Raw genomic sequence first — 22,443 nt, 5'->3', positions numbered from 1 at the left:
ACCACCCCTTGTTTAGGAAACGTTCTGACACACCAGCAACCGTCACTATGCGCGCTCTGACCGTTTCCGGCGACGCAAGCTTTTCTTCCACCGCTTCACAGCGGCCCCAAATGCATCAAATCGTTTGGCGATACGAAACCAGATAGAAGCCCGGACATGCTCGGGCACGATGCTTTCAGGAGCAGAACAACTCTTCAAAAACTGAACAACCTCCCGATTCATCGATAAAAGCCGAAAAAATCTCGGTTTTTTAAGCCGAAAATCGATGAAGCAGACACCCATATCGGTTAATAAGAAGTTAGCGAGCTGCGGGTCATTACGGACATATCCTTTGTCATGAAGCGCCAGCAGGGTACCTAAAACCACTTCGCTGTGTTCATGCGAAGGAGGGATTCCCTCCACAAACCGATAAAGGACGAAAGAATCAATGACAGCGCCACCTTGCTTCAGCTCACCGGCCAGCACTGGCTCTGGGGCTTGAAACCCAAGCTCCCGCATAAAGTGCAGTTGCCGAAAATGCCGTACAGAGTCACTTCCCCGAAACCTCGTTAACAAACGCTCCCACCGGCGCTTATTTCGGGCTCTAGGGACTTTCAGAATCAATACCTGGTCACCAAAAGCCACCTTGGCACTCAAAGTTCGCCAGTTGTCACGAAACACATGCTGTCGCTCTATCGCTCCTGTCAAAACCGATTCGAGCAGCCCCTGACTTTCTTCAATTGATAATCGACTTTTAAGACTCCACCCCTGGTGAGTGAGTTCACGCACACCCGAGCACATAGTATCAACCATAAATTAACCGCGACGGTATCTTTGCATGTGTGGAATAGCACTTTGATGCACTATTCCAACCTGTGCCGGGATAACCAAATCCAGAATCTGGGCAATAGCGAATCGATGAGCCCCAGCACCACTAAAAACGGGAACGCCATCAGGGCCGAAGTGAAACTGAATCCCCCCAACTTCCCGAAAATTATCAGGATGGATCTCCTTTTGCGATTTAAACCCTCCCTCGGATTGCAGGGTTAAGAATAATGCATCCAAATTTTGATAACGGCGCTTCACATCAGCCAAATTCCTACATTCGTCGAAACTACCTGAATCGGAGGCCTCAATTCGTGCCATCAGGTAATCGTATGCGCCTGACTGGTGCCACGTACTACCGCCAAGCCAATGCTGCTTGCAATAACCCACCTTGGGGTGTTCGTCCACGGGGATTAGTTCAGCTTCAGGCCATGCATTAACCACCAAGCCCGAGCCCTGCCTGACCCGAACAGAAAAGAAACTCTCGACCATTGAAGACCGAAGATAAGCCCTACAATCACGCGCACGAACATACACTTTTTCAGCATATTTGGGAGCGCAGCGCCCATATCTCAGTTGATTGTAGCCATCACGTAAAACGGCTCTATAAAAGTGCTTGGTCATGAGCTCCGTGCACTCTCTGCAACTGCGAGAGATATCCTTTCAAGCCTAGCTCCATGACCTCTTCGAAACGGGCATCCCCCTCGAGATAGCCAAGCTCCCACAGGCGGTGGATTGTTACATACTGAAGAATCGGATCGTGAGTCTTGATAAACGACCGAGTATAATCGATGTCCTTCGCCCCGGGCTTTCGATACCCCGCATAACGACCTGCCGACAGCATCAGATCTGTGTTAAATACTTTAATTCCCGCAGGCTGACACCGCAGAAGATCAATAAAGGCATTCGGTCCCGCATTAAAGTGCGTATCAGGAAGCAGCCACTGTAATGAGTAGATCTGGCGAATCTTCTGTTCGTGGGAGGGGAAGCGAGACCGTCCCTTCCGGTTGATACACACTATCCAACTTAGCTGCTCCAATACTTTCGAGTAACCCGATTCAGAAAGACGTTGCGACTGGGTGTTGTTGTAATAGCTGACATCAATTCGCTGACCTTGGGTCAGTGCATCCCGGCCTTTTTCTCCCCCTTGATAGCTAAACTTCACTACGCGATCGTGGGCATCAATTTCTGTACCTTGGGAAGCATGGCTTTTGACTGGCCCGACAATCGCAACGCGTTGCCCTCGGAGATAACTTCCAAAATCCTCGTCCAACGAGCCGGCTTCAGAGGTCGCAAGGTCGCCCTTGTAAAGAGACAAAAACCACCGGGCGTGACCAACTTTCTCTGCAGGCAAACCTCCCGTCGCCATGTCCCGCAGCAGTATATCGGCTTCACCAAAACGACCTAATTCGAGATTGCAGTAAAAGCCAAGCGCAACTTCTTGTGCCGTAAGATTACCCTTTGAGGCGCTTCCAACCACCGAGGCTGCGCGGGTTATCGCCTTGTTTCGGAGGGCATTAGCGGGGCCATAGACACCAACACCAATGGCCAACCGATATAGATCGAGCCAAGCCAGTACCGGTAACTGCTTCCCGTCCAAGGATACAATTTGGCTCTCCAATGCGGTTACCGTAGAAGTCTCCAGTTTGGGGGCAACCAAAGAACCTAGGGCCACCCATTGAGCCCATACATCTTTGAGTTCAGAAGTTGGCTCGCCATACCCCAGCTTCCGGAAACAGGCGCAAAGCCTGCTCGCAGGGTCACGTGCTTGTTGCGCCGCCTGGTAAGCCCCTCGGAACTGCAAGTATCGCCACCACCGTTGCTGGCGTTTCTTATGGTAAAGCAATCGACTAATCAATGGCCCTCAACCTCCGAATTCGGCACAATTTTAGCTAGCAGTGACTCCAACACTGGCTCACTCAAAGCTGATTTCTTGCCCGCACCGAAAACTAGAGCGAAGTACAGCCCCCCCGACACCATTAACCGAGCATCTGTGCCAGCATTCATGGTCCCAAAATACTTAACCAGCGAGTGCTCCAACTCCTCAACAGAATCAGCCTTCAGACCTCTCGCTATAATCAGTCCTGGGTCATACCCTATCGGGTAAAACCCGCAAGAATCCCAGTCGAGCACGGCACCCGACGCGAGAATATTCTTGCGATGCAAGTCCCCATGAGCCAGATATCGCGGATAACTATCGTTGATCTTGCGAGAAAGCGCATCAAACTCAGTTAAAACCTCCGGACGTCTGCCTGCAATCCAATCGCGCGTTTTCGCCAACGCCAGTAAATAGTTTGAATGCGGCTTTCTCAAAACAGGTTCAGAGACCAAGCTATCAGTAGGTAAAGCCATCAACTCCTTAACAACATCAGCACCTCGGGCAACGGCCTGCCTCGCAGACACGCGAGCGCTCGGCGTAAAAGCGCTATATACGATAGCGAGCTCCCCACCCTTCCGGACATCAAGCAACCGGGGCATAAAGATGTCGCCCGTGCAAAGTCTGTCGCCAAGATGGCGGGATACTGCAAGCACCCTCTCTAGGTCGTCGTAACCTTGGCAACGGTATACTTTTTCGAACAACCACGAGTTTGGCTTCGACGGGTCAGCTAAAACAATGGATCGATATGAGTTCAGCGTGGAACCGCCGCTGCCACTACCAACAAATTTAACTTTTGCGGCTATTCCTGATGCACTAAGAGCTTCAACAGAACCAAAATCCGACACCATCTGCTCATATATTCGGTGCTGCTCGTAACAGGAAACGATATAGCTCCAGTACTTGAGCTCCTCCCACGATCGGCACGTAGCCATTGCTCTGGGGGCTGCATCCCACGGAGCGGTTGTTCCCGCTAGCCGGTAGAAGTGCTTTGAATCTTTCCACAACTTATCAGCCAACGCCTGACGGAACGGAAACCGAAACTTATCCGTTACGAGCATAAGCGCCCTCACGCGCTTCAACCGGTGCCGTTGCGCCTTCGGAAGTGTAAAGTCAGGGCGCGGCGCCACACCAAAATCAGTCACGGGAGACATCAAACTATCCAATTCGGGCACGCAAGGCCGCCTCTACCGGCGCTACATCTTCAGGAACATCCACCGCTAAGCTACCGGGTTGCGTTTCAACCATCTGGATGTCCTTGCCCAACTCAAGAAACCTCAGTATTTCTATGTCCTCACAACGCTCTAGGTCACTCTTACGTCCATAGTTCGCGAACTGTGCGAGCTCGTCCCCAGTAAACGCGTAAATACAAACTTGCTTGTAATAATTTCCGGGTTTATTAGTTGCATCTTTGAAGCCAGGCAAAGGGTTACGAGACATGTAAACCATGCGCCCAGTTTCTGTAGCGATCACCTTCGGGATATTAACGTTTGCTGGATCTTCACCCTCTGACAGCACACTAAAGCCATTAATAACCTTGTTCATATGCGCTTTTTTGAAATCAATAATTCGAACAATGTCTTTGGGGTCAACCAGCGGCTCGTCCCCCTGAACATTAACGAATATATCTGCGCTAATTTGGGAGGCGGCTTCTGCCAGCCTATCGGTTCCAGTTAGTGCAGAATCACTTGTCATAACAGCGTTGTACCCTGCATCCGAAACTACAGCTGCGATGCTCTCATCTTCTGTGGCGACGTATACGTTTTCCGGACTAACCGCTTGTGCTGCAAGCTCCGCGACCCAAAGTATCATGGGCTTTCCGAGAAGCTCCACAAGGGGTTTACCAGGGTAACGACTGGAACCATAACGAGCAGGAATAACCACAACACTTTTCATTAATATCTCACATCCCGTAAATGGATTGGACAGGCACTGAGTAACGAGTTGGCGTCACCGCTAGCAGCGGCAGGGCTGCAGAATGCTGCTGATACCCCGCCAGCAAAGCATGCATTTCTACCGTTCGCGGATCATCCGCTCCGAACCCATCGAATCCTGCCATCATAACCCGCTCCGCTTGACCGCTGGTGGCTACTGCCAGGGCATAAGCAATTACTAGTGATACTGGTAGAACGCAATGGGTATCGTCAAATTCAAACCTGCCATGCTCGACCTGCATACCGAAGTCCAGTAGTTTTTTCTTTGACAACCTAGAGCGAACATCCTCTGGCAACACTCCAACCGGCGTAATCAGCGGCTGGGGCAAAGACGAATGCTCAGCACAATCGGCTAACAGCCGAACTGGATGACATGCAACTCGTACATCAATAAGAGACGAATCAATAGATGTTTGGGTATTTAGCGCCATAACAACCGGCGCATTTTTACGGATGTATTGCTCTAGAGCCTCCCGGTGCTCCCGAACTCCCGGACCAGAGCCCAGCAGCAGAATATCCCGCCCCTTCAACATCTCCGCAGGTGCCCAAGCCCCCTTAGACTCACTGCGTAAACGGTGTCGTGCTGAGTGCAACGCATCTCGACTGAACTTTTTTCCACCCTCTCGTCGAAGGTGCTCAATAACCGCCAGAAGATCCGCCTCCACATACCGCGAATCAGCCAACATTTCCTGCACAAACGACGGATGGATACCATACTTGCCGGCTAGGAAATAATACGGATTTGTTCCCCAGCCAAAATGCTGCTGCATTGGTTTAAAATCTGTCCGAATCAGGCTCATTAACGGAATCAGGTTAACCCGATGCTCGGTTTTATCCATTAACTCTATGACAACTTCTTCGGTTCTCGCGTTGCCTGGCCCTCGCCCCATACCGGTCACCGTGGAATCAATCCAGGTCACCCCTTTGTCGAGCGCGGTTAATGTGTTCTGAAGCGCTAAGCCGAGGTTATCGTGGGTGTGAATGCCTAGCGCCCCCTGCCAACCTTGGCGTATCCAGCCAATAATGGTGGCTGTCTGATCCGGTGTCATTCCACCCATGCTGTCGGCAAAATAAAGAACATCAGGATTCCATTGCTGTGCTTCGCGAGCCAATTCCACGATTTCGGTTTCTGATCGGTCAGCCACCTGCATTAGGTTGAAACCGACACGGTAACCCTGTTCTTTGAGCCACGAGGTGGCGCTCAAGGCTTCAGAAAACTCATGGACATGGCAAGCGATACGAACCAATGACACAGGAGACTGGCCTGATGGCCGAGGAAACAAAGCTTTCAGACGATCATTTATATCACCCCCAACCAGCTCACTGGCGTTAACCATAACGCCAATATCAAGACCGGATGGAACATTTAGATTCTGCAAGTACTCGTCATGTGAAAAAGCGAACGCACCTTTAAACCCATCGTTTTCTAACGAGCGCAAACCTATTTCAACTACGCTCACGCCCACCTCCGACATCGCATCGAGGTATCTCTGCGCGAGGTCGGCGCTAAAATTCCAACTATTGTAATAACCGCCGTCTCTCAGCGTGCAGTCGAGTTTAACTACGTGCATTCACATCCCCTACACCGTCAAGAGAAGCTTGCCATCGCCTCTGAAATATAAATGACGCTGCAACCCCCATAAGCACGTTGAACATCAACACGCCTTCAGTTTGAAACAGCAGTCCATCGAACAGGTTCGCAACCATAAAGTACGCAGTAGCAGACATCAAAAACACAAAAACGTCAAAAGACATTAGCCCTTGCTTCCAGCAACGCACTGTCTCTAGTGTCGCCCAAGCGAATAGCAGCAAAACAATCAGCGCCCCCCCAACTCCGTAACGTAGGGCTGCCTCTAAATAGCTGTTATGAACTTGACTGAACACTCCTCCGTCGGCTTGACGAAGACCGTCTTGATTCAAAACGATTTCGCCGGCCCGGTACCCCCAGCCGGTAAGCGGACGCTCAAGAATCCCCCGCCCCGCCTCCACAACAAAGTGGACACGTAGTCCCCAACTGGTCGTTGGAACGCTCTCAAAATCGCCCTCAATAATTCGTTCAACAACGACGGACTCCTTGTTGAATCGCTGCTCAACCACCTCCGCAAGTCCCGTAAAAACGCTACCAGCAACAACGATCACCAAGAAAACACAGCCCGCAGCCGCTGAGATTGCTTTGGTTCTAAAAGAAAACGTCGACAACACGGCCCCCAGGACCACCGACGTCAGCAACCCGGGAATAATCGCGACCATAGCCGTACGGGATTGAGTGATAAGTAGCATAGTCGCACAAAAGCACAACAGAATTGACCAAACCACGAAGCGCCAAACCGAAAACGATGGCTTGAGAAAAATTCGCTGCCAAAAGCACAGCAAGCCTATGCACACACCGCCAAAAAGCAACCCCGTACGAATCGGGTTAATGCCAAAACTAGCTCTTGCTCCATCTAACCCGCTTGCGATTTCGGAAAATCCGTTTCCTGACAGCCACGGCATCAAGGCGATACTCACGCCAAAAATGGCTAAATAACCGATAACCTTTTTCTCTGATCCTACTAAGACGCAAGCAATGAACAAAAACATGAACTTATCAAGGAAGTCTTCTAGCGATGGACCGGAGCGAGCCAAACCGGGATGGTCAATCAGCATAAAGCCCCAACTGAGGTTAAGGACAATCACAGCTGCAACCATCAACCTAACCGGAGCACTCCAACGGACGCCTCGAGCAAAACGGAAAAACGCATACAACCCCAGCAAAGCAAACAAGACTTCCACTGCATTTGGCAGGCGAACCTCAACAAGAGGCAAAACAGTAAAAAGCACCGACAACACAGATAAGGATACGAATGACCAGCGAGGAAAACGGTCTGTAAACTCGCTTTGAGTTTCAGCGGGAACTACTCGATCAACCACACCACAACACTCCGTTTAAGACTGGGCAACCTTACTATAGCCTGCCAACAACGATTGCCAGGGCTTCGTAATATCGACGGTGTCTATTCGCTTCTCGATGGATCTGTACAATCGGGATAGATTCCGTTTGGTCCAACGTTTTTCCACACCGGGCTTGCGGAATAGGCACCTATCAAAATCGATTACATACACGAGACCATTCGCGACCAGAATGTTGTCGCAGTTCAAGTCAACATGGTCTAGGCCTGCATCGTGAAAACGCCGTATCGTTCTGCCCACCTCCCACCAAATAGCCTCCTTACTAAGCTCGCACGCTTCCGGCAACGGTACCGCATCTGGTATCCGGCGAATAAGAATCGCGGCCTGATAAAACAAACCAGACTGACAAGCCGAAGCAGCAACAGGCTCTGGCACAGGCAAACCTATCTGGTAGAGCTGGCTTAGAACCTGAAACTCCCGATAGGAACGAGTCCGGTGCCAGCCCGTAAAGAGGTATCGGGATTCCGAAAGCCGGGCAGCCACACCTCCGCGGCGATACATCCGAAGAACCATTCCCCCCTGATCCGCATCCACAAACCAAGCGCCACCCCGCCCTCCAACGGAAACCGGTTCAGCACGATCGTTCCAATACGATGGGGAAAGCATCCTTTCAGACACTCCCGAGTATGAAGGGTTAACAATAAGCATCAATAAACCTGATAGCCAACATTTGTGGAAATGTGAATGGCAGACCCCGCACCAACAGTGGGTTAGAATAGGCGCAGTTTAGCAGGAGCGTGACTCAGGGCTCCACTCATTAATCTTTATGAAACGTTACGAGGACGCCTTGCCGAAATCCATCTGTATCCTCCGCCTATCCGCCATCGGCGACGTCACTCACGTCATCCCGGTTGTTCTGAGCCTGCAAGAGCAGCTTCCCGGCGTCCAAATTACCTGGGTCATTGGCAAAATCGAAGCCAAGCTAATTGGCGACCTTCCGGGTGTCGAGTTCATCATCTTCGACAAGAAAGCCGGCCGTCAGGGCTATGCGGACCTGCGTCAGCAAATGAAAGGCCGCAAGTTTGATGCCTTGCTGCACATGCAGGTGGCGTTGAGAGCTAATCTTGCCGCGGCACTGATTCCGGCCAAGATCAGAGTCGGCTACGACAAAGCTCGCAGCAAAGACCTGCACAGTCTGTTTATTAACAAGCGTATTGTTCCGGTGCCACAGCAGCACGTCAGGGATTGTCTGGCGAGCTTTCTGGAGCCATTGGGGCTAAAAGCCGCCCCACCCCGGTGGCACATTCCACTGTCAGAGGCCGATCACGAATTTGCGCGCAGCCACCTGGCAGCAGACCGCAAGAACTTAGTCATCAGCCCCTGCGCCAGTCACACGCTGAGGAATTGGCCAGCGGATCGCTACGCGCAGCTTGCAGACTATGCCATTGAAGCTTACGGCATGAAGGTCATTCTCGTGGGCAGTCCGGCACCTTTTGAAGCAGAGTACTGCACCGCCATCGAAGGTGCCATGAAGCACAAGGCGCACAATATTTGCGGCAAAGACACTCTGAAGCAGCTCACAGCTTTAATGACTGAGGCCGATCTTGTAGTTGCACCGGATACCGGCCCCGCTCACATTGCCAGCTCGGTGAATACCGATGTCTTGGGCGTTTTCGCCGCCAGCAACCCCAATCGTTCAGGGCCCTACAATTCTCTGAAATGGTGCGTAAACCGCTACCCGGAAGCACTGCAAAAGTTCACAGGTAAATCCGTGGAGGAAGCGCGCTGGGGCGCCAAGGCAGAATTCGAGGGGGCGATGGAGATGGTGTCCGTCAAGGACGCTACTGAAATGCTGGACCGCTGGATGGCCGAAAACAACTGATCACCCAGAACAGAATCGCTGAAGCCGCTAAACTCGGCCAGATTGATGGGCCTTTAAGCAGCTTCAGCGAGTGGTATGTCTAGCCGCTTTACTTACGGGCGGTGTAATCCTGATAAGATTTCTCTTCCACAAAGCGCGAACCCAGCGCCAGGTTCACTTCTTTCTTGATGGCTGCACGCTTGTCGTTGGTGACATAGACCGCACGGGCCAACTCAATGAAACGCGGGCCGAAGTTCTGGTCCGCTTCTTCGTCACGGATATCGTCTTCAATCACCCAAAGCTCTTCGTTAACCGCTTTAAGCTGCTTGCGCAAATCCGCAATCTCGGCAGCCTTGTCTTTTACGGCCTCGTCCCAAGTTGCGCTCAGCTCATCAAGCTCCAAACGCACATTCTTGAGCTTTGCTTCGTCTTTAATGCGCTCGGATTTGATTTCAAGAATCGTGATCTTATCCAACACTTCACCGAAAGAAACCGGTACCTTGATTACGTCTGCCATTGTCTTGCCCTGTTTTTCCGTGAATTCAATATAGCGAAGCCGCCGGGGCTGAAAGCACCGGCGGCCACCTTGGAACAGCTAACTGTCTTAACCTTTAACGTGAGTCAGCCACTCAGAATGCTGAGCCAGCTTACCCTTAACCGCATCAAAATACATGCTCTGGAGCTTTTCAGTGATCGGGCCGCGCTTGCCTGCGCCAATGGCACGTCCATCCAGCTCACGAATCGGCAGAACCTCAGCAGCCGTTCCGGTAAAGAAGGCCTCTTCTGCAACGTACACTTCGTCACGAGTGATCCGGCGCTCTTTCACCTGTAAGCCAAGCTCTTTGGCGAAATCGATGATGGTGGCGCGGGTGATACCTTCCAGGCACGACGTCAGCTCAGGAGTGTGCAGCACCCCGTCACGAACGATGAAGATGTTCTCGCCGGAACCTTCCGCGACATATCCTTCGTTATCCAGCAACAGGGCCTCTTCAGCACCGCCAGAGATAGCTTCGTTCAACGCCAGCATGGAGTTGATGTAGTTACCGTTAGCCTTCGCCTTACACATAGTGATGTTAACGTGGTGGCGAGTGTAAGAAGAGGTACGCACCTTGATGCCCACTTCTTTGGCCTCAGGCGACATGTACGACGGCCAGCTCCAGGCGGCAACCATCACATGCACTTGCAAATTATCAGCACGAAGACCCATGCCTTCAGAGCCCAAAAACACCATAGGGCGCAGGTAAGCTTCGTCCAGATTGTTTTCGCGAACGGCGGCACGCTGGGCTTCGTTGATCTCATCTTTGCTGAACGGCATCTTCATGTTCAGGATGTGAGCCGAGCGGAACAAGCGGTCGGTGTGCTCTTTCAGGCGGAAAATCGCCGGGCCATTGGCGGTATTGTAGGCTCGTACCCCTTCAAAACAGCCGAGGCCGTAGTGCAAGGTATGGGTAAGGACGTGGGTTTTGGCATCACGCCAAGGAACCATTTCACCATCCAGCCAGATAACGCCATCGCGATCAGCCATCGACATTTCTTTTCTGCTCCTAAAAAAGCGATTTTCGGGGAACTCGCATTCTAGCAGGAATACCGGCCAGAAATAAATTTAGCTTACTAATTAACCATGACTTTTTTCCACATCCCCTCGATATAATCGCGTTCATTCACAAATCGCTCCCCTTCAACCCGACTGCTCAGATTTTGCAGCGCCCGCCTGTGAATCGTTGACCGCAGGACAATATAGGCATCGCGCAACTTCTCGGTGTCTGCAACATCCAGCACACCCGCACGCCCCAACTCCTCCAGCTGGCGAATGTTATCGCTCCACTGGGTCAGCTCCGGATGTTCACCACTCCAGGCCAGCATCAGGTACTGCACCATGAACTCGATATCGACAATGCCACCGAAGTCATGTTTGACATGAAATTCTTCGATCCTTTTCGATTCTTCCGTACCGAGGTTGGCGCGCATTTTTTCACGCATATCAACAACTTCTTTCCGAAGCGCCACCTTGTCACGCTGAGCACACAAGATGTCATGCCGAACCCGCTCGAACGCCGCCAAGGTGTCTCGACACCCCGCCACACCTCGAGCCCGAGCCAGCGCTTGGTGCTCCCAAGTCCATGCATCGTTCTGCTGGTATTTCTCAAACGACTGAAGCGTGCTGACCAGCAGTCCCGAATTACCCGAAGGCCTCAGTCGCATATCCACTTCGTACAACTGGCCAGACGGTGTTTGCGTGCTCAGAATGTGCACAATCCGCTGGCCAAGGCGGGTATAAAAGATGGCATTGTCGATCGGTTTGTCGCCGTCGGTCGTCAAGAGTGGGTCGGACTGGTGCACAAACACCAAATCCAGGTCTGAGGTATACCCCATTTCTATACCGCCCAGCTTTCCGTAACCCAAAATGGCGAAATCGGTATCACAGGCCGTGCCATCAACGCGCTGCGGGCGGCCATGCCGGCTCACGAGATTCGAGAAGGCCACATCCACTACGTGATCCAGCACCACTTCCGCAATCCAGGTCAGGTAATCGCTTACCTTCATCAGCGGCAAGGTGCCCTTTAGCTCAGAGGCAGCCACCCGCAGAGTGTGCGCTTTTTTGAAGTGTCGAAGAGACTCCATCTGCTCTTCAAGATCTTCATACGGGATGCGCAGCATTTGTTGGCGCAAGTCATCCTGCAACGCCTCTTTGGCCGGCGGACTGTAAAGACTCTCGGCGTTCAACAACTCATCCAGCAGCAGCGGCGTGTCCGCCAGCAACTTGGCAATCCACGGACTTTCACTACACAGCCCCACCAGTTGGGTGAGCGCATTCGGGTTTTCCACCAACAAGACCATGTAGGCGGTCCGGCGCAAGATCGACTCAACCAGCAACAACACCCGCTCCAGGGTTTCCGAAGCGTTTTCTACTTCGGTCAACGCACTCAGTAACAGGGGCATGAACTGATTCAGGCGCTTGCGGCCTTGAGTCTGCATGGTTTGTACGGTGCGGCCAGTGTGCAAGGCTGTCAGCAATTTATAACTGCCTTCGGGGTTCTCATAACCTTGCTCAGCCAACCACTCAATGGCCGCCGGCTCATCCATTTCCTGCAACCACAGTTCGAACCAGCCATCATCCACGGCAGTGTCGCCGCCACCCTCCTCATCTTCGGTGGCAATAATGTTGGCAAAGTGCAGTGCCACCCGTTCACGGTGACCCGCTAACGCAGCCTGACAACTTGCCCAGTCGTCGAAACCCATGATGCGTGCGATTCGAGCCTGGCACAAAGGGTTGTCTGGCAGCGTTTGGGTCTGCTTGTCTTCCACCCCTTGCAGGGCATGTTCGATATTCCGCAAGAACACATAGGCTTCGCGCAGCTCCTTCACCACCGGCGAAGGCAACAACTCTAACTCCTCCAGTTCTTTGAGAATGTTCAGCAGTTCCCGCTGCTGCAGCTCCCGATCACGGCCCCCGCGAATCAACTGAAAGGCCTGCACCACAAACTCAATCTCGCGGATTCCCCCGCTGCCCAGCTTGATGTTGTCTTCCAGCCCCTTGCGCCGCACTTCCCGGCCGATCATCGCTTTCATATTGCGAAGAGACTCAAAGGCACTGAAATCGATGTACTTCCGATAAACGAACGGTCGCAGGCTCTCGATCAGGACCGCACCCGCACGCTGATCTCCCGCAACCACCCGCGCCTTCACCATGGCATAACGTTCCCAGTCACGGCCCTGGTCCTGATAGTAGGTTTCCAGTGCCGCGAAACTCAGCGCCAAAGCCCCGCTCTGGCCATACGGCCTCAAACGCATATCAACACGAAACACGAAACCGTCGGCGGTGATCTGGTCCAGCGCCTGAATCAAGCGCTGCCCCAAGCGAATGAAAAACTGTTGGTTATCCAGAGCACGGCGGCCGCCTTGGGTTTCACCGTTTGAGGGAAATGCGAAAATAAGGTCAATATCCGAGGACACATTCAGCTCACGGCCACCGAGCTTGCCCATTCCCAGCACCACCATACGCTGAGGAGCGTCCTTTCCGGTGACCGGGTCTTTGCCCCACGGCGTTCCGAATTCTTCGCAAGCCTTGCTGTAGAGCCAATCCAATGCCCCGTCAATACACACATCGGCAAAGGCACTGGTCGCCAACATGGTTTCGTTGAGATCCGCCCACCCCATCAAATCACGCCAGATAATTCGAAACTGCACCTCACGGCGAAAACGGCGCAAAGCGCTGTGCAAATCTGGTTCGGCTTCAACCGCATTCAAATAACTGGCCCATCGCTCTGCCAGCCACGCCTCGGTGGTGGGTTCCGTCATAGGACGGGTAGCGAATACTTCCTGCATGCAGTCAGGGTGGCGCTGGAGGGTCTGGCGCAAGAACACGCTACGCGCCACGGCTTCCGCAATGTCCGACTCGGGTACCACAGCCAGCCATTCGGGCACACCGCCTGGAAATATCGACGACCAGCAGGCCGATACCTCATCAGCAAGCGCTGCCGGTAGCGATTTCCAAGGGTCGGACATAACGCAACTCCTTTATCTCTCTGATATATTCCAAGTACTGTATAACGAACTCGCCAAGGACTGAACAGGCCCCGACATTCATGATGAGAAATAAGCGACCGCTAAATCCGGAGCACACTCAGTCACACCTGCCGATGGGAGGCCTGATTCGCCAGCGGGTCAAGCGCCTTTTTTTGGCTCTCGCGGCGCTCACGTGCACTCACATTCTGATTCTCTGGACATTCGAGCCCCTGACTCTGTTCGAATCCGCGTGGCTGACCATGACGACCCTGGTTACGGTCGGCTACGGCGACTTTGCGCCCGTAACCGTTGTTGGACGCATCAGCACGGTGTTGCTGATGTTTATTTCATCAATCACTCTGCTGACATTGATCGTTAGTGACTATATTGAATACCGTTTTTACCGCCGCGAACGAATCCTGACTGGACGCTGGATCTACAACATGAAAGACCACATCGTAATCATTAACACCCCCCGCAGCGGAGGCGAGCAATATTTCATGCGCTTCGCTTCTCAAATTCGCTCCATTCCGGAATATCATACCGTTCCGATTATTCTTCTGACCCGGCAGTTCCCCGGAGGCTTGCCCGCGGAGCTGAGGGACTGCGGCATGGTGCACTTTCATGGCTCCGGGAACGACCCAGAGGCACTTAAAGCCGTTCACGCAGGCGATGCCCGGCACATCATCGTGCTCGCCGCAGATGAAACCGACGCTTTCTCTGACAGCCTGACGTTCGACATCGCCCATCGTTTGACCGAATCCAACTTGGGCAACCGCACCACCGCCGAATGCGTCAGCGACATCAATCGCGATCGCTTCAAAACCTTGGGTGTACGCACCGTGATCCGCCCCGTGCGCACCTACCCGGAAATCATGGTACGGGCCGTCGTCGCCCCTGGCTCCGAAAAAGTCCTGGAGGACATGTTCAATTACGAACGCGACCACCCTCACCGCTATGAGCTGGAATTGGATGATCTGACGTGGGCCGATATCGTCAGCGCCCTTGTCCGCCACGGTATAGGAACCGCTTTGGCCTACATTGATCACGACAACGAAGTGACCTGCCACCCTGCCTCCAACAAAGAAGTGGAAGGTAAAGGGTTGATCGTACTGGTAAGCTCCAGCGACACACCGACGGTGGCCGTGGTGGAAGAGGCTTTGGATCGCTATCGAGAGTTCCTCAAGAAATGGCGGGAGCTACAGGGCGATGGCGCAGCAAATAACGCACAGAAATAACGGGGTCATCCATGTCAGTCCAGGACACTGAGTTCTTCCGGCCCTTGTTTACGGCGCTCGCCGCGAACGACGACAGCCAGATTCAGATTGCCGCATCCACGTTTAACGCAGCCGATTTAGCAGACTTTATCGAAGCGCATCCGGAAGCCGATACCGGTATACGCCTGCTAAATGCGCTGCCTAAGGAGCAAGGCGGCAAGGTGCTCGGGTACATTGGACCAACTCCACAAACCCTGATTGCCCAACAACTTCCGACTCGAAGCCTGACCGAGCTGGTTACGGCGATGCCCTCGGATGAACGAGCCGACTTCTTCCAACTGCTGGATGAACAAAGGCAGCACAGCCTGTTTCAATCTCTTGCCAGCAAAGAGCGAGAAGACCTTCGGCGTTTGGCCAGCTTCGAAGAAGGCACGGCCGGCGCCCTGATGAGCTCCGATTACGCCATGATAAACACCGGCGTGACCGCAAGCGCAGCCATCGATTTGCTCCGTAAAACAGCGCCTGACAAAGAAACCATCTACCACGCCTATGTGGTGGACGAAGATCACACGCTGCTTGGCGCCGTTTCCCTGAGAAATCTGATCACGGCAACGCCCAGTGCTTCGGTGAACGATCTGATCGCAACCGGCCTGGTGACGGCCAATACGCACACGCCACAAGAAGAGGTAGCTCGACTCATCTCCCGGTACGATTTACTGGCTCTCCCTATTGTCGATCACGACAACCGATTGGTCGGCATTGTCACCTACGACGACGCCATGGATGCCGCCGAAGCGGAAGCAACAGAAGACATGCACAAGGGTGCAACAGTGGGAAAACTCACAGGCACTCTAAGAGATGCCTCACCGTTTTCACTCTACCGTTCTCGAGTGCAGTGGCTGGTCATTCTCGTATTCGCCAATATCTTCACAGGCGCCGGGATTGCTTACTTTGAAGGAATCATCTCCGAACACATCGCCCTGCTGTTCTTTATGCCCTTGCTCGTTGCCAGTGCGGGTAACGCCGGAGCCCAGTCAGCCACCTTGATGGTTCGAGGCATGGCCACGGGCGATGTCACCGTCACAGATTGGGGGCGCTTGCTAGGCAAAGAAACCTTGGTCGCCACTGGCCTTGGGTTGACCATGGCTGCTGCCGTGATGGTGGTCGGACTGCTACGCGCAGGCCCTGAGATAGCCACTGTGGTTGCGGTGACCATGATTGTCGTGGTGATGGTCGGCAGCTTGATTGGCATGCTACTGCCCTTCCTGCTCGACAAACTGAAGTTTGACCCTGCCACCGCCAGCACCCCGCTGATTACGACCATTGCGGACGTGAGCGGCGTGCTGATTTACTTCAGTATTGCGACGGCGTTACTCGATATCAGCTAGCGGCGGCGATCGCTAACTGCAACTCGCCGATGCGGGGAATGCTCTGGAGCATGTCTGCAACACAGCAGCCACGGACCAGTTCAGGCATGAGCTGCCCCCACACGTCCGAAAAACCCGCGTCATCGGCGAACCTTTGTACCTCTGACAACGACTCCGCTGAAAAAAGTGCAGGCGCTTTTAGCAACCATGCGAGGCTTAACTGATGCAGAAACTCCGTTACCGATAGTGCTTCAGTGCTGCGGCCTAGAGTTGGCTGATGAATACCCGCCAAGTGATAGCCTTGTTCCGCTTTACTCACCAGATTAAGGAATACCGGAACCTCTCGGGCCAGCGCGGCCGCCCAGATCATCAAGGATTCAGAGTTACCGGACTTCAGTTCAAATTCCACTTCGTGCAATGGCCTGGCAGCCCCCCGACCGGCAATTTCTCCGGAATCGACCGCCACCTCGATCACTGAACCAGCGGTATTCAGCATGACAATCTGACGGGTGAAGTTGGTTTCAAATACCAGCGCCAACTCGGACAGATCCAATTGATCGTTCAGCGGGGTTTGTTCGAGTAACGACACATCCAGATCGGTACTCGGGATCTCCCATTCCCACTCTTCCCGCCGATGGGCCCCGTCCACAAACTCGCCTTGGGTTTTCAGGGTTTGAATGTACCGGCCGCCAGCCTCACGCACCCGTAAAGCCGCTCTGGCACGATTGAGCGCCGCGCTGGGGGTGTCGTAATAGCGGTTCATCAACACCTTTCTTGGGCCTTCGGAGGCTTCCTGTTGGGCCAATAGCCATGCCAACGCTTCAGTCTGGGATTGCTCAGACAGGGTAAGTTTGATTTCGAGCTCGGTGGCCATAGGGGATTCCTGAAAACTTGGAGGCTAAAAATACAAAAACCGGTGACCTAAGTCACCGGTTTTCGATACTACTGGATTAGCTGGTTAGCTGATCAGAAGTAGTAGGTGGCACCAACAGAAACGGTCGAAGCCTCGCTCTTGTCAGCCACACCGTAGACACCGTCGTCACCGCCGGCCAAGTTGCCTTCAACATAGACGTACATGTTGTCTGACAGGTTATGCAGCGCCTGCAGGGCAATAGTATCCATCTTGTCGTCGCCGCTTACACCGTCAGCTTCTGCCAGCTCGTATGACAGCGCGAACACGTTTTTGCCCAGAGTGTAGGTGCCCTGAACACCAACAATGTCGTACGCATCTTTACGAGTCTGATACTCAAGTGAAGCACCGAAAGCATCTGCGGCGTATGCTACACGCACACCGTAGGTGTTTTCGTTGTTCTTAACGTTTACCGCAGGGTCGCCTACAGTTTCGGAGCTGCCGCTTGAGTATCCGGTGTCGCCATCGTTAGAATCCATAGCGAACGCAAGAGTCAGAGCATCAACAGAGTAGATAGCGGCCAACTGGTACGGGTAGCTCTTACCGTTAGACTGTGAATCGCCATCACCATTGATCTGAACGGCAGCACCCAGCTTCAAGCCACCGAAAGAAGGCGTCATGTACTGAATCAAGTCGCCTTCACCTGTGGTGTAGCTACCACCGATATTGCGCGCGGCAACTTCGTAATAGTTAACGATGCGGTCAATGGTGGACTCATACAGAGAATCATCAGAACCAACCCACACCTGACCGAAGCTATCACTTTTCACACCGATGTATGCTTCGTCCAGCTTGATACGGCCACGACCTTTTGACTTGTCATCTGCGTCAATACCATCAAGCTCAATCTTGAAGAAGCCAGTAACGCCAGGAGCAATTTCGTGGTCGTGCTTCAGACCAATGGTGGAGCCGTTGTCGTTGTGAGCGATGTCGCTGCTACCGCCATCAACGTTGTCGTGGGTCAGAGCGTACTGAATGTTACCGTAAACAGTCGGCAGGTTGCTTTCTTGGGCCAGAGCAGCGCCAGAGAAGGTTGCAGCTGCGATAGCAGAAGCAAGAATAGTTTTTTTCATGTTGCATCTTCCTTTGTGAGTTAACTCAGGTTCTTCGACGGGTCTTAAGGCCCGATCTTTTCTTTTTATCCCAACAAGGCGAACAGCAGGCCTTGATTCTCAGTCACTTACAGAACTCTGTTAAAGTTCCCTGTGATGATCCTGTTTTAATACAACAATTACATTTTTGCAAATTTTTAGCGGCTATTTTTTAACCTAAACAAGCCCCAGATTCAAAACTTGTGTGTCCGTCCATACTTACGGCAATTAGGGCCTAGCATCGCAAAATTCAGACCTAAATCCACTATTATCTTTCCAACCAACACGTTACAAAACTGGTCACTTGTCGCGAGCGCCCTAGGATCAGATATCAGCACCCGGAAACCCCAAGCAACGCCCTAATCATGGGCATTATTACGTCAGCGTTAAAATGACCTATTTTGACCCACCCACTTCCAACAAAAAGGTAACCGGGCCATCGTTCACTAACGCCACTTTCATATCTGCCCCGAACTCGCCGGTTTGCACACGCTCAGCCCCCAACAGGCTCTTCGCCTCGGCAACAAACTCCTCATACAAACGATTTGCCACGTCCGGGGAAGCCGCCAGAGAAAAGCCTGGCCGGGTTCCGGAGGAAGTATCCGCCGCTAAGGTGAACTGGGGAACAATTAAAAGCGAGCCACCGGAGTCCTGAACGTTCACGTTCATCCGGCCCTGCTCATCGGGGAAAATCCGGTATGAGAGAATTTTCCGGCACAGTTCCTTTGCCTCTTTTGATGCGTCATTCCTTTCCACGCCCAAGAGTAATAAGAGCCCATTGCCAATGCTGGCAATCTGATGGCCCCCTACGGCAACACTTGCCTCGGATACTCGCTGGATCAATCCTTTCATTTAGTCCCTTGGCAACTCGGCTCGCGGGGTTAAAACACCGTAATGCACCAAAGTGTATAGAGGCCACTCAAAGGTCGCAACCCCGCCAAGTCAACAAAAAGTCTAATAATCAACCAGCTGAAGGCGCACCTTTGACGGCAATTTGCTCAACGCCACGAATCAGCGCATCCACAATGGCCGGCTCGGACGCCGAATGACCGGCATCGCGAATGATTTGCAGTTCGGCCTCGGGCCAAGCCGCACTAAGGGCGAAAGCATTATCCAGTGGGCACACCATGTCGTATCGTCCGTGAACTATAATGCCCGGAATCCTCGCCAACTTATCCGCGTTATTAATAATTTGGTCTGGCTGCAAAAAACCTTGATTCATGAAGAAATGGCATTCTATTCGCGCCAGTGCGATCGCAACATGGGGGTGCCCAAAATGCTCCACCACTTTCGGGTTCGGCTGGAGCGTTGCGCAACGACCCTCCCAAACAGACCAGGCCTTCGCCGCCTGAATCTGCTCCAGTTCGTTATTGCTAGTCAAACGCCGGTGATAGGCCGCAACCATATCATCGCGCTCTTCCTGGGGAATAAGCCTTTGGAAGTCTTGCCAGTAATCCGGGAACACCCGGCTCGCGCCTTCCTGATACAACCAGTGAATATCCCGAGGCCGGCAGAGAAAGATACCTCTCAGCACCAGCCCCAACACCCGCTCCGGGTACGATTGCGCGTATATAAGACTGAGCGTAGAGCCCCAGCTACCGCCAAACAGCATCCAACGATCCACCCCAAGGAACTGGCGTACCGCTTCTATATCCGCTACTAAATTCGGGGTGTCATTTCCTTCTAATGCGGCCAACGGCGTCGATCGCCCTGCGCCACGTTGATCCAGCAGAATAATTCGGAAACGTTCGGCATCAAAAAACCGTCGATGGTAGTCCTCACAACCACCACCCGGGCCACCGTGCACCACAAGCACGGGAGTACCCTCGGGATTACCGGATTCTTCCAGATACAGCTCATGAACATCATCCACCGCGAGGCGATGCCGAGCATAGGGCTGAATTTCGGGATAAAGAGTAAGCATGGCGGACTCCGATGAATGATTAACGGAAGTCTAGCCGAGAATAGCGAGAGAGATTACAGATTTAATGCAAAGGATAGGGAGTTAACTCGAAAGGCAATCGGCCCGGAGCAACAGAACGATCACAAGAAGAAAACCTTCGTTTCTATCACTGTGATTGCCTGAAACCCCGGGCCAACCGTACTTACTTCTTACCGGCGCGCTTACGCTCGTTTTCGGTCAGAAGCTTTTTGCGCAGACGGATCGATTTGGGCGTTACTTCCACCAACTCGTCGTCGTCAATAAACTCAAGCGCCTGCTCAAGCGTATGCTTGATGGGCGGCACCAAGCCGATGACTTCGTCCTTACCCGACGCACGCATGTTATCCAGCTTCTTACCCTTGGTCGGGTTAACCACCAGATCGTTATCGCGGCTGTGAATACCACACAGCTGTCCTTCGTAGATTTCCTGGCCCGGCTCAAGGAACAATTTGCCTCGGCTCTGCAGGGTTTCCAGCGAGTAGGTCAACGCAGTGCCGGTCGCCATGGAAACGATGACACCATTTTGACGACTGGTCACTTCACCCAGCTTCACAGGACCGTAATGGCTGAAGGTCGAGGTGAGGATACCGGTACCGGAGGTCATGGTCAGGAAGGCGTTCCGGAAGCCGATCAAGCCACGAGCCGGAATGGTGTATTCCAGACGCATGCGGCCTTTGCCGTCCGGGATCATGTTGGTCATATCGCCACGACGCAGACCCATTTGCTCCATAATGGGGCCTTGGTGCTGTTCTTCGATGTCGATGATCACGTTTTCGTACGGCTCTTGTTTCTCACCGTCTACTTCTTTGATCACCACTTCCGGACGACCAACCGCCAGCTCGAAGTTTTCGCGGCGCATGTTTTCAATCAGTACTGACAGGTGCAGCTCACCACGGCCAGATACTTTGAATTTGTCCGCGGAGTCACCTTCTTCAACACGCAGAGCTACGTTGTGCAGCAACTCTTTTTCCAGACGCTCTTTAATATTACGGCTGGTTACGTACTTACCTTCTTTACCGGCAAACGGCGAATCGTTGACTTGGAAGGTCATCGAAACCGTCGGTTCGTCAACGGTCAGTGCGGGCAGCGCTTCAACATTTGAAGGATCACACAAGGTGTCAGAGATGAAGAGCTGATCCAAACCGCTCACACACACGATATCGCCAGCCTGAGCTTCGTCAACTTCGACACGCTGCAAACCGGAATGGCCCATGATCTTAAGGATTCGGCCGTTACGCTTTTTACCGTCAGCGCCAATCGCAACGACCGGGGTGTTGGTCGCTACCTTGCCGCGGGCGATGCGGCCAATACCGATCACACCCAGAAAGCTGTTGTAATCCAGCTGGGAAATCTGCATCTGGAACGGCTTGTCCAGATCAACATCAGGTGCTGGCACGTAATCCACGATGGCCTGGAAAACGGCATCCATATTGTCTTGCATGTCTTCGTGATCCATACCCGCAATGCCGTTCAAGGCACTGGCGTATACGATCGGGAAGTCGAGCTGTTCATCGGTAGCGCCAAGGTTATCGAACAGATCAAATACCTGGTCTACTACCCAGTCCGGGCGAGCGCCGGGACGGTCAATTTTGTTGACCACAACAATCGGGCGCAAGCCTGCTGCGAACGCTTTTTGCGTTACAAAGCGGGTTTGTGGCATCGGGCCGTCAATCGAATCGACCACAAGCAGAACACTGTCTACCATGCTCATGACTCGCTCAACTTCGCCACCGAAATCAGCGTGTCCCGGGGTGTCCACGATATTGATGTCGTAGTCTTTCCACTTCAGCGCAGTGTTCTTCGCCAAAATGGTAATGCCACGCTCTTTTTCCTGATCGTTGGAATCCATAACGCGCTCGCTTTCGAGCTCTTTACGGTCCAAAGTTCCGGACTTGCGCAACAATTGGTCAACCAGGGTCGTTTTACCGTGGTCTACGTGGGCAATAATGGCAACGTTTCTAAGCTTATCAATCACAACTGGTATCCTGCAGAAATTAGCGGGACGCAGTATATCGAAAAGTCCATGTCGATAATATGAAGATTAGT

At 52.9% G+C, this 22,443-nt stretch carries 19 protein-coding genes; 3 read left to right on the top strand and 16 right to left on the bottom strand.

The window, feature by feature from the left end:
• Positions 1 to 45 precede the first annotated feature (45 nt).
• The 8 genes from DOQ08_RS15190 to DOQ08_RS15155 form a co-directional block, all read right to left on the bottom strand.
• Positions 46 to 792: a BUD32 family EKC/KEOPS complex subunit gene (locus DOQ08_RS15190; RefSeq protein ID WP_133297176.1), complete on the bottom strand. Its 747-nt coding sequence runs from the start codon at positions 790 to 792 to the stop codon at positions 46 to 48.
• Positions 793 to 795: 3 nt separating this feature from the next.
• Entirely contained in the window at positions 796 to 1,428 is a 633-nt protein-coding gene (locus DOQ08_RS15185; protein WP_227537714.1) for a hypothetical protein, read from the bottom strand.
• Positions 1,409 to 2,479, bottom strand: a complete 1,071-nt coding sequence (locus DOQ08_RS15180; protein ID WP_133297175.1) for a hypothetical protein — start codon at positions 2,477 to 2,479, stop codon at positions 1,409 to 1,411. The genes DOQ08_RS15185 and DOQ08_RS15180 overlap by 20 nt, the downstream gene beginning before the upstream one ends.
• A 179-nt stretch (positions 2,480 to 2,658) precedes the next feature.
• Positions 2,659 to 3,855, bottom strand: a complete 1,197-nt coding sequence (locus tag DOQ08_RS15175) for a phosphotransferase (RefSeq protein WP_133297174.1) — start codon at positions 3,853 to 3,855, stop codon at positions 2,659 to 2,661.
• The gene (locus tag DOQ08_RS15170; protein WP_114335831.1) at positions 3,839 to 4,576 is read right to left on the bottom strand and encodes a 3-deoxy-manno-octulosonate cytidylyltransferase; all 738 of its coding nucleotides are present in this window, start codon (positions 4,574 to 4,576) and stop codon (positions 3,839 to 3,841) included. Before DOQ08_RS15170 ends, DOQ08_RS15175 begins: the two co-directional genes overlap by 17 nt.
• A 7-nt stretch (positions 4,577 to 4,583) precedes the next feature.
• Positions 4,584 to 6,185, bottom strand: a complete 1,602-nt coding sequence (locus tag DOQ08_RS15165) for an aldolase catalytic domain-containing protein (RefSeq protein WP_114335830.1) — start codon at positions 6,183 to 6,185, stop codon at positions 4,584 to 4,586.
• Positions 6,172 to 7,524, bottom strand: coding sequence for an O-antigen ligase family protein (locus tag DOQ08_RS15160; RefSeq protein WP_114335829.1), 1,353 nt, complete (start codon positions 7,522 to 7,524; stop codon positions 6,172 to 6,174). Before DOQ08_RS15160 ends, DOQ08_RS15165 begins: the two co-directional genes overlap by 14 nt.
• Before the next feature lie 15 nt (positions 7,525 to 7,539).
• Complete coding sequence (locus DOQ08_RS15155) at positions 7,540 to 8,211, bottom strand: 3-deoxy-D-manno-octulosonic acid kinase (protein ID WP_114335828.1); 672 nt, start codon at positions 8,209 to 8,211, stop codon at positions 7,540 to 7,542.
• A gap of 118 nt (positions 8,212 to 8,329) precedes the next feature.
• Between DOQ08_RS15155 and DOQ08_RS15150 the strand changes: the two genes are divergently transcribed.
• Positions 8,330 to 9,385, top strand: a complete 1,056-nt coding sequence (locus DOQ08_RS15150) for a glycosyltransferase family 9 protein (protein WP_114335827.1) — start codon at positions 8,330 to 8,332, stop codon at positions 9,383 to 9,385.
• An 88-nt stretch (positions 9,386 to 9,473) separates the two neighbouring features.
• On the opposite strand, the gene DOQ08_RS15145 is transcribed toward DOQ08_RS15150, so the two are convergent.
• From DOQ08_RS15145 to glnE, 3 genes are all read right to left on the bottom strand, one after another.
• Complete coding sequence (locus tag DOQ08_RS15145; RefSeq protein ID WP_114335826.1) at positions 9,474 to 9,881, bottom strand: DUF6165 family protein; 408 nt, start codon at positions 9,879 to 9,881, stop codon at positions 9,474 to 9,476.
• An 87-nt stretch (positions 9,882 to 9,968) separates the two neighbouring features.
• Positions 9,969 to 10,895 (bottom strand): branched-chain amino acid transaminase, encoded by a 927-nt coding sequence (locus DOQ08_RS15140; protein WP_114335825.1) that lies wholly within the window; start codon positions 10,893 to 10,895, stop codon positions 9,969 to 9,971.
• A gap of 80 nt (positions 10,896 to 10,975) precedes the next feature.
• Entirely contained in the window at positions 10,976 to 13,870 is a 2,895-nt protein-coding gene (gene glnE, locus DOQ08_RS15135; RefSeq protein ID WP_114335824.1) for a bifunctional [glutamate--ammonia ligase]-adenylyl-L-tyrosine phosphorylase/[glutamate--ammonia-ligase] adenylyltransferase, read from the bottom strand.
• An 80-nt stretch (positions 13,871 to 13,950) separates the two neighbouring features.
• Between glnE and DOQ08_RS16165 the strand changes: the two genes are divergently transcribed.
• Both DOQ08_RS16165 and mgtE read left to right on the top strand, forming a co-directional pair.
• The gene (locus DOQ08_RS16165; RefSeq protein WP_114335823.1) at positions 13,951 to 15,108 is read left to right on the top strand and encodes a potassium channel family protein; all 1,158 of its coding nucleotides are present in this window, start codon (positions 13,951 to 13,953) and stop codon (positions 15,106 to 15,108) included.
• 11 nt (positions 15,109 to 15,119) lie between these two features.
• Positions 15,120 to 16,475, top strand: a complete 1,356-nt coding sequence (gene mgtE / locus DOQ08_RS15125) for a magnesium transporter (RefSeq protein ID WP_114335822.1) — start codon at positions 15,120 to 15,122, stop codon at positions 16,473 to 16,475.
• On the opposite strand, the gene DOQ08_RS15120 is transcribed toward mgtE, so the two are convergent.
• The 5 genes from DOQ08_RS15120 to typA all read right to left on the bottom strand — a co-directional run bounded on the left by DOQ08_RS15120 (position 16,468) and on the right by typA (position 22,372).
• Entirely contained in the window at positions 16,468 to 17,328 is an 861-nt protein-coding gene (locus tag DOQ08_RS15120; RefSeq protein ID WP_114335821.1) for a CYTH domain-containing protein, read from the bottom strand. The genes mgtE and DOQ08_RS15120 overlap by 8 nt on opposite strands.
• 92 nt (positions 17,329 to 17,420) lie before the next feature.
• The gene (locus DOQ08_RS15115) at positions 17,421 to 18,437 is read right to left on the bottom strand and encodes a porin (protein ID WP_114335820.1); all 1,017 of its coding nucleotides are present in this window, start codon (positions 18,435 to 18,437) and stop codon (positions 17,421 to 17,423) included.
• A 414-nt stretch (positions 18,438 to 18,851) separates the two neighbouring features.
• A complete protein-coding gene (gene dtd / locus DOQ08_RS15110) occupies positions 18,852 to 19,307 on the bottom strand; it encodes a D-aminoacyl-tRNA deacylase (protein ID WP_114335819.1) in 456 nt (151 codons plus the stop codon).
• 109 nt (positions 19,308 to 19,416) lie between these two features.
• Positions 19,417 to 20,379 carry a prolyl aminopeptidase gene (gene pip / locus DOQ08_RS15105; RefSeq protein ID WP_114335818.1) on the bottom strand — a complete coding sequence of 321 codons (963 nt, stop codon included), beginning with the start codon at positions 20,377 to 20,379 and terminating at the stop codon, positions 19,417 to 19,419.
• Positions 20,380 to 20,560: 181 nt separating this feature from the next.
• On the bottom strand, positions 20,561 to 22,372 hold the full coding sequence (gene typA, locus DOQ08_RS15100) for a translational GTPase TypA (RefSeq protein WP_114335817.1): 1,812 nt from the start codon (positions 22,370 to 22,372) through the stop codon (positions 20,561 to 20,563).
• Positions 22,373 to 22,443: the final 71 nt, after the last annotated feature.

This window comes from Marinobacter litoralis (assembly GCF_003336705.1).
GTDB lineage: Bacteria > Pseudomonadota > Gammaproteobacteria > Pseudomonadales > Oleiphilaceae > Marinobacter > Marinobacter litoralis.
Note: the sequence above shows the minus strand (reverse complement) of the source record. Positions and strands in the feature narration are given on the sequence as shown.